The sequence below is a fragment of the Hirschia baltica ATCC 49814 genome (genome assembly GCF_000023785.1).
In the GTDB taxonomy this organism is placed as follows: Bacteria; Pseudomonadota; Alphaproteobacteria; order Caulobacterales; family Hyphomonadaceae; genus Hirschia; species Hirschia baltica.
This window is the reverse complement of the sequence record NC_012982.1, coordinates 2,630,349-2,645,101: the sequence shown is the minus strand read 5'-3', so window position 1 is coordinate 2,645,101 and position 14,753 is coordinate 2,630,349. Positions and strand designations below refer to the sequence as shown.

At 46.1% G+C, this 14,753-nt stretch carries 9 protein-coding genes; 4 read left to right on the top strand and 5 right to left on the bottom strand.

Features of this window, described 5'->3' with window-relative positions:
- Window positions 1-70: 70 nt before the first annotated feature.
- The 3 genes from HBAL_RS12445 to HBAL_RS12435 are packed head-to-tail and all read right to left on the bottom strand — an operon-like array spanning window position 71 to window position 4,685.
- Window positions 71-1,099 carry a substrate-binding domain-containing protein gene (locus HBAL_RS12445; protein WP_015828297.1) on the bottom strand — a complete coding sequence of 343 codons (1,029 nt, stop codon included), beginning with the start codon at window positions 1,097-1,099 and terminating at the stop codon, window positions 71-73.
- Window positions 1,100-1,112: 13 nt separating this feature from the next.
- Window positions 1,113-2,777, bottom strand: a complete 1,665-nt coding sequence (locus tag HBAL_RS12440) for an alpha-glucosidase (protein ID WP_015828296.1) — start codon at window positions 2,775-2,777, stop codon at window positions 1,113-1,115.
- Window positions 2,778-4,685 carry an alpha-amylase family glycosyl hydrolase gene (locus HBAL_RS12435; protein WP_015828295.1) on the bottom strand — a complete coding sequence of 636 codons (1,908 nt, stop codon included), beginning with the start codon at window positions 4,683-4,685 and terminating at the stop codon, window positions 2,778-2,780.
- A gap of 237 nt (window positions 4,686-4,922) precedes the next feature.
- Here HBAL_RS12435 and HBAL_RS12430 point away from each other — a divergent pair, with 237 nt between their 5' ends.
- From HBAL_RS12430 to HBAL_RS12420, 3 genes are all read left to right on the top strand, one after another.
- Entirely contained in the window at window positions 4,923-7,856 is a 2,934-nt protein-coding gene (locus HBAL_RS12430; protein WP_015828294.1) for a glycoside hydrolase family 97 catalytic domain-containing protein, read from the top strand.
- 69 nt (window positions 7,857-7,925) lie between these two features.
- Complete coding sequence (locus HBAL_RS12425; RefSeq protein WP_015828293.1) at window positions 7,926-9,476, top strand: MFS transporter; 1,551 nt, start codon at window positions 7,926-7,928, stop codon at window positions 9,474-9,476.
- Window positions 9,473-10,888: an alpha-amylase family glycosyl hydrolase gene (locus tag HBAL_RS12420; RefSeq protein ID WP_015828292.1), complete on the top strand. Its 1,416-nt coding sequence runs from the start codon at window positions 9,473-9,475 to the stop codon at window positions 10,886-10,888. Before HBAL_RS12425 ends, HBAL_RS12420 begins: the two co-directional genes overlap by 4 nt.
- A 2-nt stretch (window positions 10,889-10,890) precedes the next feature.
- Here HBAL_RS12420 and HBAL_RS12415 read toward each other — a convergent pair whose 3' ends face one another.
- On the bottom strand, window positions 10,891-11,571 hold the full coding sequence (locus HBAL_RS12415) for a DUF6445 family protein (RefSeq protein ID WP_015828291.1): 681 nt from the start codon (window positions 11,569-11,571) through the stop codon (window positions 10,891-10,893).
- Between the two features lie 107 nt (window positions 11,572-11,678).
- Between HBAL_RS12415 and HBAL_RS12410 the strand changes: the two genes are divergently transcribed.
- Window positions 11,679-13,187, top strand: a complete 1,509-nt coding sequence (locus tag HBAL_RS12410) for a tryptophan halogenase family protein (protein WP_015828290.1) — start codon at window positions 11,679-11,681, stop codon at window positions 13,185-13,187.
- Here the strand turns inward: HBAL_RS12410 and HBAL_RS12405 are convergent.
- Complete coding sequence (locus HBAL_RS12405) at window positions 13,169-14,677, bottom strand: tryptophan halogenase family protein (RefSeq protein WP_015828289.1); 1,509 nt, start codon at window positions 14,675-14,677, stop codon at window positions 13,169-13,171. The two genes, HBAL_RS12410 and HBAL_RS12405, sit on opposite strands and share 19 nt — an antisense overlap.
- Window positions 14,678-14,753: the final 76 nt, after the last annotated feature.

Genomic DNA, 14,753 nt, shown 5'->3' with positions numbered 1-14,753 from the left:
CCACTAATATAAAGATACTCAAAAAAGAAAAGTACCGGCTAAACAAAGTTGGTAGACAAGCTTACTTCGCTTAGCCGCCGCATGTTTCTCGAACTATCAAGTTTGTTGGCAGTCGTTCCGAGCGGCTGGCGTGGCCGCGACCATCAAGTAGTTTGGATACCAATAATCGTCCACCCTTGCGAGTGTCTTGAGAAACGGTTGTCAGGGCGGGATAGGATAATTTTGCAAATGGGATATCATCATAGCCTATAACGGATATATCGTCCGGAATTTTTAGTCCTGATTTTCCAATAGCCCTGATCGCCCCTAATGCAAGTACGTCGCTTGCTGCAATTACAGCGTCAAACTTCACACCAGATGTAATTAGACTTTCCATCGCAGCTTCCGCTGATTCTAATTCGAAATGAGCGGGGACAATCAACCTATCATCTATAGATAAGCCTGATTGAGCGTGTGCGTCCATATATCCACGATGGCGTTGGGCTGCCTCCGGTGCTTGTGTATCCCCTAGAAAAACTATGCGTTGTCTATTCAGTCTGATGAGGTGGGCGGTAGCGCGCCGTCCGCCTTCCGGATTGTCACTTCCTACACAGCAATATTCTTGGTCAGAAAATTCTGCTCCCCATACAACAAACCTCTTATCTTCTTGGCTAAGCGCATTGAAATCAGAGCGAAGTGCGCTTTGACCAATGAATATAATGCCGTCTGCGCGGCTTGTTTTCATGGCAAAAGCTAAGTCGTCATAGGTTCTCGGCGAGATATGGCTGACAAGAACATCACAATCTCTGTCGCGCGCGGCTGAATACACACCGTCCAATAACTGTATTAGGAAAGGATCGGAGCGGTGCGAATCTCTTGATTGAGGTTGTGGCACGACAACAGCGATTGTTGCATCAGCCCCAATCGGTCCGGATGGCATGGACTGTCGGAAAGGATAGTCCATTTGGCGTGCGAGCTGCCATATATGTTCTTTCGTGCGCCGATTGATTGCTGGGCTATCATTTAGCGCTCTGGAAACTGTTGAGACAGAGACACCTGACGAGCGCGCAAGATCTTCTAGACGTGTGGCTTTGCGGCGTGCAGAAGGTGTATCACCCATATAGTAGAATTCCTCATTCTGTTTGCGTGATCAGCCTCGCCCAAAAACCACTCCAAGGTGCCAGTTTGTTTGTAAACGGACTATTCGGAGATGTTGGACCAGCTTCAGTGGCTATTAACTCCAAATTTTCTTGGATATCAATAAAGACGTGCTCATCCGTCAAATTATATCCACATAGTATCCGTTCTTGTCCAGATTTACGTATAAAAACCAATATCCCGTCACTTTGTGGAATAAAAGTCTGATCCCCAATGCTTAGGGCTGGGATAGTTTTCCTTAATTTTACAAGCTTCTTAACGGCGTTGAGACAAGATGAGTTGTCTTGATTCTGTTGATTTATACTTAAAGGGAAGTGACTATCGTCTACTGGCAGCCAAGGTTCTTTGCTTGAAAAGCCGGCATGAGGCTTGTCATGATGCCAAGGAAGCGGTGTGCGCGCGCCATCTCGTCCTAGTGTGTGCGGCCAGTTTGCTATTGCTTCTGGGTCGACAAGTTTATCAAAAGGAACATGGGCTTGTGGGAGGCCCAACTCTTCACCTTGATAGATAATTGGATTGCCTCGCAATGACAGGAGTAGCATCATTAAAGTGTGGGATGCTTGGGGATGCTCTTCACGAGGGATCCAACGAGAGACAGCGCGTGGAGCATCATGATTTGAGAAAGCCCAGCTGGGCCAACCTTCCTCAGAGTTTCCATCCCACATATTTACGGATTTCATAATCCCTTCTGTTGTGAGCTTTTCAGCGTACAGAAAATCGAAATTATAAGCAGAGTTAAGGTGCTTTTCGCCATGCGTAAAAGCTTTCATTTCGTGAATGGGGTCATCACCTCCAACTTCTGCAACGGTGAATTTTGCACCATAAGAATCTAAAAGTGCGCGCACTTTTTGAAGAAATGCAGGTATTTCAGGTTGGGACTGATTGTACGTATGTAATTGCATATCAAAAGAACGCGTTATCGCTTCTATTGGTTTGTTCGAGGGTGGGTTATCCCGCAATTGAGTGTCATGCATTGAGAAATTGATGGCATCCAACCGAAAGCCATCAACATTGCGTTCCAGCCAAAAGCGAGTGGTTTCAAGCAGAGCAGCCTGTACTCCTGGATTGTTGACGTTTAGCTGAGGTTGTTCGGTCAGGAAATTATGAAGATAAAATTGCTTCCGGCGCGCATCCCATTCCCAGGCAGGGCCACCAAATACAGACTGCCAGTTTGATGGGGGGCTGCCATCTGGTTTAGCGTCAGCCCAAACATACCAGTCGGATTTCTCATTTGTTCGGTCCTGCCGGCTCGTCGCAAACCAAGCGTGTTGGTCTGAAGTGTGAGAGTATACTTGGTCAATAATGACTTTTAGGCCAAGCTCGTGAGCGCGTTCTACGATTGCATCAAAGTCGGCCAGCGTTCCAAAAATGGGGTCTACGTCGCAATAATTGGCAATATCATAGCCAAAATCCTTCATCGGAGATGTGAAAAATGGAGAAATCCATATGCCATCAACTCCAAGTGATGCGACATATTCCAATCCGCTAAGTATGCCCGCTAAATCTCCAACGCCGTCATCATTTGTATCGAGAAAACTGCGCGGGTATATCTGGTATATGACCGCGCCTTTCCACCATATCGACTGTGAATTCGTGTGAGGGGGTGCGCTTGGCTTAGCGAGTGTGGTTGAGGCATTCATCTACTGTACTCCATCGGCAACTTTACATACAGCATATCCCAAGCTTGGTATGGTGAGAGAAAGAACGCCTGTTGCAGGGCTTGATTGAGGGCAGGTTCCGATGAGAGCTTCCCATTGGTTGGAGCGCCCATCGACAGGAAAGGTGAGGGTACGCGGTGTGTTTTCTGCGTTAAAGGCAATTACGTATTCTCGGCCGTCGTTCGGAGAAAATCGAGATAAAACAAATATACTCTCTTCTGTATCGGCAAGGCGAACGATTTGAGTGCCTGTTCTTAGTGCGGAGTGTTGCGTACGAATGGCCGCCATTTGGGAAATTGCGGAATATAGAGGGTGAGAATTATCAAAATTGCTAGCAGAGGTGCGTGCATCTGAGCCGACAAGGATGTTATCATTGTAAGATTCTACTTTACTCGGGAACATATCTTCACGAGCGCCTTGATCTCCTTCATCGGAAACGAAACCTTGTTCATCCCCATAATATATAGTTGGCACGCCGCGATTGAGCATTAATAAGGCGTGCGCAAGTTTTAATCGGGCTAGTTTTTCCTCTTGTGAAATATCTGGCATTTCATCTTGCATCATGCCGGAAAAACGACCCATATCGTGGTTCCCTAGGAAGGTTGGAAGATGCTGTCCATTGCGTGCTTGCTCGCCATATAGGTGGTCAGCATTAAATAATCGCTTGAGCTCTTCGCCGGGAGCCCCTTTAAGAACGAAGTCGGTCACAACGCCTTGGAAAGCAAAATCTAGCACAGAAGGGATTTTGTCGCGTTTTGTGAATACAGCAAGTTGTCCAGCATCAAATTCGTAAACTTCACCAAATATATGAAAATTTTCAATGCCTTCTTCTACGGCCGTTTTTTCAAGCGCGGGGATGAGTTGCTGCCAAAACTCTGGATTTACATGTTTTGTCGTATCAATGCGAAATCCATCGACATGAAAATCTCGGATCCATTGAGCGTATATGTCGATAAATCCTTGCACAACAAAGGGATGCTCCGTCATTAGGTCATCAAGCCCGGCAAAATCACCGTACATAGCGTCTTCACCTTTAAACGTGGTATGTCCGCGATTATGGTAATATATGGGGTTGTTCAACCATGCGGGTGTTTTAGCATTTTTCTCTTCTTCTGGGGTGAAGATGTTATATGCGAAATTAGGATCAGTTAGTTTCTCAAAATTCTCTTCCGTTTGGTGAATGGGATCATCTCCCAAGAAACCGGTATTAGTGGCTTCACCAGTGAAGTGACCTTTGGTCGTGTAAGGATATTCAGCTAAAGGTAAATAGGGGCATTCACCTATTTCTTTCAGCTTTTGAGGGGCGTTAACCCCATGACACTCCTCATATTTTATTACATCGGCGGTGTGGTTGGTGATAATGTCCATATAGACTTTCATGTTGCGTGCGTGGGCTGCATCTACAAATTCCTTGAAGTCTTCTCGGGTTCCCAAATGAGGGTCAATATCGGTGAAATCGGTGATCCAATAACCGTGATACCCAGAAGATTCTAGGCCAGGCGGACCTTGTACGGCTTTGTTTTTGAAAATGGGGGTGAGCCATATCGCTGTGGCGCCCAAATCTTGAATATAATCAAGTTCTTGTGTGAGGCCCTTCAGGTCTCCGCCGTGATAAAATCCTTTGTGACTTGGATCAAACCCGTGGGTTAGTTTATCGCCAGAAATGTTGCCGGTATCGTTTTGGGGATCGGCATTTGCGAATCTATCAGGGAGGACGAAATAGATGATTTCGTCAGCGGGTGAGCGATCAGAATAGGCGACGCTATAATTATTCTGAATTGGTTCGGCTGTACTGCATTGTATTAAAAGAGGAAAAACAGAAGCCGCTAAGAGTGTGGAAAGGCGACGTAAGCTTTTGGGGAGCTTTTGTTCCGTTGGGGGGGGCTTCATTGTTTTCCTCCTAGTTTGTTTGTTGGCATATTTGTTTTGCAAATTTATGCAAATAATTTCTATTTTGTCTAGAATGAAAATGGCTCAATCATTAGCGAAACGCCGAATACAGCCGATTTTCCCACGTAATAACGTGTAATAAGCCATTTTTATGTATCTAAATGTTTTGCGTGTGTATTGCAAAAAATAGCAAAATGTGTAGGTTTGTTGCAAAAATATACACATCGGGGAGAGAAAATGAATATGACAAGCTGGTCAAAGGCTATAGTTCTGCTAGCTGCCTGCTTAGGCGCTGGTCCATTTGTGTTTGCGCAGAGCCAGTCGGCTGATGTCGCCACGGTCACTGAGCGCAAGCAGGGTGATGGCGTTGCGCTTGTCTCACCTGATGGAAGAATAGAATTTCAGCTTAAAATTCAAGATGGGAAACTAATCTATTCGGTTTCAAAATCCGGTGAGGTTGTTCTGGCCCCGTCTCGATTGGGGTTGAGGTTTGCGTCCGGTAAAGATTTGGACACTGATTTTATAATTGGCGACGTATCACGAAATATCTCGGATGAAACATGGGAACAACCATGGGGAGAAAAGCGGCTCGTCGTTGATAAGCACTCTGAAGTACTGGTGACACTACTTTCAGCAAAAGACCAAACGCCGCAATTTAATTTACGAGCACGCGTATTTGATGGCGGTGTAGGGTTTCGCTATGAAGTTCCAGATACTGGCGCGCGGGCAATTGTTGATGAGTTGACCGAATTTAGTCTTGATCCTGCGTCTCTTGCGTGGTGGACACCTGCTGGAGAATTTAATCGCTATGAGTATATTTATCGCACTACACCATTAAATGAAATGGAGCGTGCGCATACTCCATTTACGTTGAAACTTCCTAACTCAAATACACATGTCGCTATTCATGAAGCTGCGCTGGTTGATTATTCCGGCATGTGGTTAGATCAACGTAGGGCAGGTGTGCTGGAAGCAGACCTTGCGCCGCGTCATGATGGTGTAAAAGTACGTGTTGAGGGAGCTTTTGATACACCTTGGCGTGTTATTCAGATAGCGGATGATGCTGCTGGATTGATCAATGGATCAGATATTTATCTCAATTTGAATGAGCCGAATAAGTTAGGTGATGTTTCATATTTTAAGCCGGGCAAGTATATTGGTATTTGGTGGGGGATGCACATCAATAAATATACTTGGGGGTCCGGCCCACAGCACGGTGCTACGACTGAAAACACAAAGGCCTATATTGATTTTGCGGCAGAAAATGGTTTTAGCGGGGTTCTCGTTGAAGGATGGAATATTGGATGGGATGGGGACTGGTTTAATAATGGTGATTTATTTAGTTTCACCCAAGCCTATCCAGACTTTAATCTGCCAGAGCTAAGCGCCTATGCTAAAGAGCGAGGTGTACACATAATCGGGCACCATGAGACATCTGGTAATATCACCAATTATGAGAACCAGCTTGAGGCGGCATTCGATCTTTATGAGGCGAATGGCATACCTGCGGTAAAGACAGGTTATGTGGCTGATGGCAGCGATCTTAAATTCATAGATGCAGAAGGGCATCCAAGATACACTTGGCACGCCAGCCAAGAGCGCGTTGTGCATGATTTGCATGTTTTAAAACGGGCGCATGAGCATGGTATTGCTGTGAATGCACATGAGCCGGTAAAAGATACGGGATTGCGTCGCACATACCCAAATGCGATTTCACGCGAGGGTGCGCGGGGGATGGAATTTAATGCTTGGGGCACACCGCCTAATCCACCCGAACATCAAGCGATATTACCCTTTACGCGGATGCTATCTGGGCCTTTTGATTTTACACCCGGTATTTTTGACCTCATGCCAAATGGTGAAGATGATGAAAATCGTGTGCCCTCGACACTCGCCAAACAATTGGCGCTCTATGTAACGATTTATAGTCCTATTCAAATGGCCGCAGACTTGCCTGAAAACTATAAGAAATTTCCAAACGCGTTTCAGTTCATAAAAGATGTACCCACGGATTGGGAGCAGTCGATTGCATTAGCGGGTGAGGTTGGTGATTTCGTCGTGATGGCGCGCCATGAGCGCGGCGCAGAAAATTGGTATGTCGGTGCTGTGAGTGACGAAAATGCGCGTGAGGTAAAGCTTGATTTTGCGTTTTTGGATGCCAATCGCACATATCGCGCTGAAATTTATAGAGATGGCGATTCAGCAAATTGGGAAACTGCACCTTATGATATTGCGATTGAGAAACGTATTGTCACGTCTCAAACAAAACTTGGTTTAAAGCTTGCTGCGGGTGGCGGTTTTGCAATTCGTATTGTGCCTGTTGAGGCGGCTCAAATTGAGTCTTTGAAGCCGGTCCCTGCAATGAAAAAAGTGGTGCTAGAGAATCTTGGTGCACCACATATTCCAGAACGTGATGTGACAGTGCTTGTGCCTGCTGGCTATGATGCGTCTGATGATCGTTATCCTGTAATTTATATGCATGACGGGCAGAATTTAATTGAACCAGGGCGTGCGGTTACAGGGGATGAGTGGAAGGTTGATGAAACACTCGCGAGATTAATTGCAGAGGAGAAGGTGAGACCTGCAATTATTGTTGCTATTGAGCATGGGCAAGAACGCTGGCGTGAATATGCTCCGGAAGCATTTTTGGAAAATTTGAAGCTGGCAGGGAAAGATGAATCGCAAACGCCTTTTTCAGATGACTATCTTTCCTTTATCGTTGAAGACCTGAAACCTAAAATAGACGCTGAATTTAGAGTGTTGGACGGGGCAGAAAATACTTTTGTGATGGGGGCATCTATGGGTGGGTTAATCTCGCTTTATGCTGTGTCTCAATATCCAGATGTGTTTGGTGCAGCAGCGGGACTTTCTACGCATTGGCCACTTGTTGATCCAAAAAGTGTGAAGCCTAAAAAGGCAATCAAAGCGATCCAAAAAAGTTTGAATGCTGGTGGTATAGATGCATCCAGACATCGCTTTTGGTTTGATCACGGTACCTTGAATTTGGATGCGCATTATCCTGAATACCAAAAGCGAATGGATGGTTATTTTTCCAAGCGTGGTTTTGGCGCGGAAAACTATGCATCCCACATGTATGATGGCGCAGACCATAACGAAGCAAGTTGGGCAGCTAGGCTGGAAGATCCATTGGTCTTTCTTTTGGGAAAATAGTGCGCAGCATTAAATGTAAATAAGGGGCAAAACCGGATTGAATAATTCCGGAGCGCTGAGGGAGCGAGTATGCAGAAGCCTAGTTTAAGTTTTGGCCAAATCTGGAACATGTGTTTTGGATTCCTTGGGATTCAAATCGGATTTGACCTGCAAAGCGGTAATATGAGCCGTATTTTCCAAACCCTCGGTGCGGAAATGGACTCGCTGGCCATCTTGTGGATTGCGGCCCCGCTAACGGGGTTGTTGATACAACCAATTGTTGGGCATTTATCAGACAAGACATGGGGAAGGTTTGGTCGCCGTCGTCCTTACTTCATGATCGGTGCAATACTTGCGAGCCTCTCATTATTTGTGATGCCAAACAGCCCCAATCTGTGGATTGCGGCGGGTGTGCTTTGGATACTTGATGCATCTTTAAATATTACAATGGAGCCAACGCGCGCTTTTGTTGGTGATATGTTGCCTAGTCGTCAGCGTACAATGGGGTATGCGATGCAGAGCTTTTTCATTGGTATTGGGGCTGTGCTAGCGGGGGCGTTGCCTTGGTTGTTGACCCAATGGGGTGTTGAAAATACTGCGCCAGAAGGACAGATACCGCTTACGGTTCACATTGCTTTTTATGTGGGGGGGGCAGCGCTCTTTCTTGCGGTTTTAGTGACTGTTTTGACGACCAAAGAGTATTCACCCGAAGAGATGGAAGCGTTTGAAAAGGCAAAACGCAGTGAAGAAGGCGGGGGCGAGCCTGAGCCTGTTGAGAATAAGCAAGCTCAATATTTTTATAAGGGCGGTCTAATCTGGCTCGTGCTTGGTAGTTTGCTGGGGGTGTTTTTCTTTACTGGCCGTCAAGAAGCGCGCCCTGAATGGTTTGGGAATGTTGAGTTTGGAAAAGACCTCTATGTGCTTGCTGGAATGATTGCGGTTTTTGGAATCATTCAGCTTGTAGCAGGAGCAATGACGGCGCAACGCAAAGTGCACAATGGGTATGTGGAGGTGGTGAACGATTTATTCCGTATGCCGCTCGCTATGCGCCAACTTGCTGTGGTTCAGTTCTTTTCGTGGTTTGGGTTATTTGCGATGTGGATTTACGGCACGCCCGCAATCGCTGATTTTCATTATGGAGCCACAAATGCGCAGAGCGCGCTATATCAAGAGGCAGGTAACTGGTGGGCCTTGCTGGGGGCTGTTCGCAATGGAGTCGCTGCTGCGGGTGCGCTGGGTATAATATGGTTGGCGACGAAAATGGATAATCGCAAATTGCACGCCGTATGTATGGCATGTGGTGCGCTAGGTTTTGCTGGGCTTATTTTGTTTAAAGCGCCGGCTATGCTGGTTGTGCCAATGATTGGGATCGGGATCGCGTGGGCAGCGATTGTGTCGGTACCATACGCGATTTTGGCGAGTTCCGTGCCTAGCAATAAAATGGGTATCTATATGGGAGTATTCAATATTTTCATTGTGGTGCCTCAGCTTGTAGCGGCGACATTGTTGGGCTTTTTGATCCGGACATTTTTCAGCAATGAGCCCATATGGGCGTTTGCGATTGCTGCGACCTCATTTGCTTGTGCAGCTATCGCAGTGATGTTTGTTACCAAGACCTCGCAAGAAGAGGTGGCGTCATGATACGGGCTGCGTTGATATTGGCGTTTAGTGTCTGCGCAATGGCGTGTTCAGATCAAACAAGCGGTCAAGAAGAGCTTCAGGTGACGCAGGATGTTGCTGCGCCTGATTATACACCCAAACCTTATGTGCAGATTGAGCATCCAGAATGGACAAGGGACGCGGTGATTTATCAGATCAATACGCGTCAATTCACGCCGGAGGGAAGTTTCAAAGCAGCGCAGGCGCAATTGCCGCGATTGGCGCAAATGGGGATTGATATCGTTTGGCTGATGCCCATACACCCTATTGGTGAGGTTGAGCGGAAAGGGGAGCTTGGTTCTCCCTATGCAGTGAAAGACTATCGTGCTGTGAATCCTGAATTTGGCACGCTTGAAGATTTGAAAGCTTTCGTGGATGCAGCGCATGCGCTTGATATGCATGTGATTTTAGATTGGGTGGCGAATCATACAGCGTGGGACAATCACCTCGTCACCGAACACCCTGAGTGGTACGAACGTGATTTGCGCGGTGAGCTGGAGCCTACACCATGGGTGAATTGGTCCGATATTATCGATCTGGACTATTCTCAAGCAGGTCTGCGCAAATACATGACAGACTCTATGCGCTATTGGGTTGAGGATGTCGGTGTGGATGGTTTTCGCGCCGATGTGGCTGGGTTGGTGCCGCTAGATTTTTGGGAAACAGTGCGGACGGAATTGGATAAGATTAAGCCTGTATTTATGCTCGCCGAATACGAGCAGCGCGATGTGCATGCAAAGGCATTTGATGCGACTTATGCGTGGGGCTGGAAAGAAACCATGCAGAAAATAGCACATGGCGATGCGGATGCTTCTGCATTTGAATGGTATTATTTTGAGAACCAAGGGTTGTGGCCTGATGATGCTTACCGCATGTTATATACATCCAATCATGATCAAAATTCATGGGATGAAGCTGCGCCTATTATGTATGGTGATGCGTATGAAAATGCGATTGTTTTATCATTTCTGAGCGAAGGCATACCGCTTATTTATAACGGTCAGGAAGCTTTTAATGAGCGTATGCTTGCATTCTTTGAGCGTGATCCAATTGCGTGGCAGGCGCATGAAATAGCTAATCTTTTTAAACGTTTAATTGATCTGAAAACAGAACAAACAGCGTTGCACAACGGAAAATCCGGTGCGCGTATGGTTGGCTTGAGGCATAACAATAAATCTCAGATATTTGCATTTATAAGACGTAATGAAGCGTCACGTGTCATTGGCATTTTCAACATGTCAGCTGAGGCCGCAAAGGTTGAGATTGAGGACGCTATTATGCCTGGACTTTACAAGGATGCGTTTAGTGGTGAGTTCGTAGAAGTTGCCAATGGGCAGGAATGGTCTTTAGAGCCATGGCGAAATCGCGTGCTTATTGGTGTGGAGATGCAATAGTTTTAGTGCCGTGCTTGCATGAAAGTATTTAGGGTAATGCGTGCATTTTCAATGCGTTGCCCGATGTTTTCTGGGCGTTTAATGAGGCCGGAGTGAAGATTGATACCTTTGTATATCACCATACGATTGAATTTTGCGGGGATCGTGCCAATGCATTCGAAAATGGCATCTGATTGGTTAAAATAGGCGGGATTGGGTAGGCCGTGAATTGCAACATCTTGCTTGAGTTTTGCGTCATATATCCCCAATCTATCCGCGGATAGGTGTTCAAATCCTGTGGAATTGTGTCGGTAGAAACCAGTGCCGCCGTCTTGTTCGGGGCAAAGATAGTGAAGTAGGGCGATCGTGTTTGTATCTGTCCCATCAAAGTGTGGGATACGCTGAATTGGGGTAAGTTTTTCAGGCGGTGTATTTACGATTGAATAATTGCACTCGATGAAATGTGCTCCAGAATTGAATGCAAAAACGTCAGCTAGAATGTGCTTTAGGAGAGTGTCTTGATCTTGGAGGTAAGCGGGAGATGTTTGCGCACGTAAGCCAGGATAATGTCGTCCGCCAGGACCATACTGCGATGAATGCGCGGTCTTTAATAAAGTGTCTGGGGACGAAGAAAAATCGTCGATAACGACTATGGGGTTTTGTTCTTTTCCAAAGCGGTGGATTTCAAATCGCGTATCAGTCATGATGTATTTAATAGCACGTCCAATTCTGCTTGCGAACAAAATAATGATTTCATTCAAATAGATAAATAATACATATTGGAAAGCTTAAAACGAAAGATGGCTTTAAGATGAATGCAGCTCCGATAAAAACGATAGCGATTATTGGCGGCGGGTCAGCTGGTTGGATGGCGGCGGCTGCATTATCTAATGCGCTTCAAAAAAGTTGTCAGATAAAACTCGTGGAGTCCGAAGAGATTGGAACGGTGGGTGTGGGTGAAGCGACCATTCCACCGGTGAAATATTTCAATGCACAATTGGGTATAGATGAAGCTAGTTTCATGCGTGAAACCAATGCGACGTTTAAACTGGGAATAGAATTTATCGATTGGGCTAGGAAAAATCAGTCTTACTTCCATCCTTTTGGGCAGTATGGGGCTGAGTTTGATCAAACCCCATTTTATCAATACTGGATGCGCGAAGCGATAAGGGGGAATATTTCCCAATCTATCGACATATTTTCCATGGCTTGGAAAATGTCGGAGGCGGGTAAATTTCAGCATCCAGAAAAGGACAAGCGGAAAATACAATCTACCTTTGATTATGCTTATCATTTCGATGCGAATTTATATGCGCGTTTCTTACGGAAATATAGTGAGCTACGAGGAGTGGAGCGGCTTGAGGGGAAGGTTGTCAATGTTGAATTGCGCGCCGAAACGGGTGATATTGAAAAAGTATTATTGCAGAGCGGCGAGACAATAGAGGCTGACTTGTACATTGATTGTACTGGCTTTTATGGTGTTCTTATAGAAAAAGCGTTGCAGACAGGATACGAGGATTGGTCGCGCTGGTTACCGTGTGATCGTGCCGTGGCTGCAGCCTGCAATGCTGCTGAAGGGCCTTTGCTAGCCTATACCAAGTCGACTGCTAAGGCTGCGGGTTGGCAGTGGAGGATACCTTTGCAGCACAGGGTGGGTAATGGCTATGTCTACTCCAGCCAGCATCTTGACCCGCATTTAGCTGAAGACGAATTGATGAAATCAATAGAAGGGGATGCGTTGGTCGGTGCGCGCCATCTTCGATTTGTGACGGGACGACGAAAGAAGTTTTGGAACAAAAATTGTGTCGCGATTGGGCTATCTGCTGGTTTTATGGAGCCACTTGAATCAACGAGTTTGCACCTCATTCAATATGGGATAATGCGTTTGCTCGCGCTTTTTCCCAATGCGGATATGTCTCCTTTATTGGCGGACGAATATAATGCGCTGACCTCTGCGGAATACGAACGCATTCGTGATTTTCTGATTTTGCATTACAAGGCAACTGAGCGCGATGATACGTCATTTTGGCAATATTGCGCGAACATGCCGATTCCAGATCGACTAGCCTATAAAATGGATCAGTTTCGTGAAAACGGAATCTTGGTTTCAGATGAAAGGGAGTTGTTTCACAATCCAAGCTGGATAGCAGTCTATTTGGGGCAGGGAATTAAACCCAAGCGAGCGCCGGCACTCACATCATACCGGATGCAAGTTCCGGTGTCGGAGCGTTTTTCTCAAGTGCAGGCGGCAATGCAAAGCGCTTTGAAAGTGATGCCCGATCATCGCACTTATGTTGAAAATTATTGTAAGTCTAACTGACAATTGCGTGTTAGGAAGTCTTCATGGCTTGGAAGTTGAGCTTCAGCCTGCGCAATAATTGCGTCAATATCGGCTAAGAATTTCTCTAATTGGTCGGTTGATAGCCTATCTGCCATTGCGTGATAGGATTGGGGTATAAGGCCTTGGCCAATCATGACCTGAACCCAGCTTGCCTCTCTAAACAAATCTTCTGGTTCTTTATGGATGCGACCTGTTGCAGAGAATAACTCCAGTTTTTGTTTTAAACTGTCGGGAATATCCATATTTTTGCAATAGCGCCAAAAATCAGAGTCCTCGCGCTGGGTGCAATGGTAATGCAGGATTATAAAGTCACGTATTAATTCATATTCTTTGGAGACTTGGCGATTGTATTCATTGCTGTTGGCCGGCTCCATTTTTTTGGTAGGCAATAATTCAATTAAGCGGGAAATATTTGATTGGATGAGGTGGATTGATGTGGATTCCAAGGGTTCTAGAAAGCCACTCGACAGGCCAATTGAAATACAGTTTTTGTGCCAAAACTTCTCACGTCGTCCGGTGGTGAAGCGGATATGGTTGGGTTCTGCTATGGGGGTACTGTCCAAGTTCGACAATAGAACTTCAAGGGCGGTTTCATCCTGCATGAATTGATCACTATAGACATGCCCATTACCTGTGCGGTGCTGTAGAGGAATGCACCATTGCCAGCCTGCGGTGTGCGCAATGGATTTTGTGTAAGGGACGAGCGGACGGGTGCTTTGAGAAGGGACTGCGATAGCGCGATTGCAGGGGAGCCAATGGGTCCAGTCCTGATAGCTAACGCCTAAGGCTTTATCTATTAAAAGGCCGCGAAAACCGGAGCAATCAATAAAAAGATCACCTTCAATTTGGGTACCGTTTTCAAGTTTTACATGGTCTATAAAGCCGGTGTGGGGATTGAGTACTGTTTGTTTTACGAAGCCTTCAATGCGTGTGACACCTGACGTTTCTGCAAAATTGCGAAGGAAGCGGGCATATAATCCAGCATCAAAATGAAAGGCATAGGATAGCCCTGTCATTCCCGTTTTCCCAATGCGTTCTAATCGGTCAAACTTATTGGAGTAGGCCACTTTGTGGTGAAGTGAGTAATCCCAAAGAGAGCTTTGTTTGCCTTCTTCTTGGGCGCGCTTCCAATAGTGATGAAATTGGAGGTTGGAAAGGTTGAGGCCCACATCGCCAAATGTGTGAAGGTAGCTTTCTCCAATTTTGCCCCAGTTAGAAAATTCAATGCCGAGTTTTATTGTGCCTTTGGTGGCTTTTAAGAACGTATTTTCATTCAGCCCCAACATACCATTTAGACGACGTATTTGCGGTATGGTGGCTTCGCCAACTCCGACTGTGGCAATTGAGTCTGATTCGATTAAAGTCACAGAGATTGATGGAGGGAGGAGCTTAGCGAGTGCAGCAGCCGATATCCAACCAGCAGTACCGCCGCCTACGATGACAATCTTCTGAATCTGCGTATTAGACATGGCAATACTCTAGCAGAGGAATAGGGAACAAAATAGCCCGCACGTTTCCATGCGGGCTAAGTTTAAGATAAGGTAG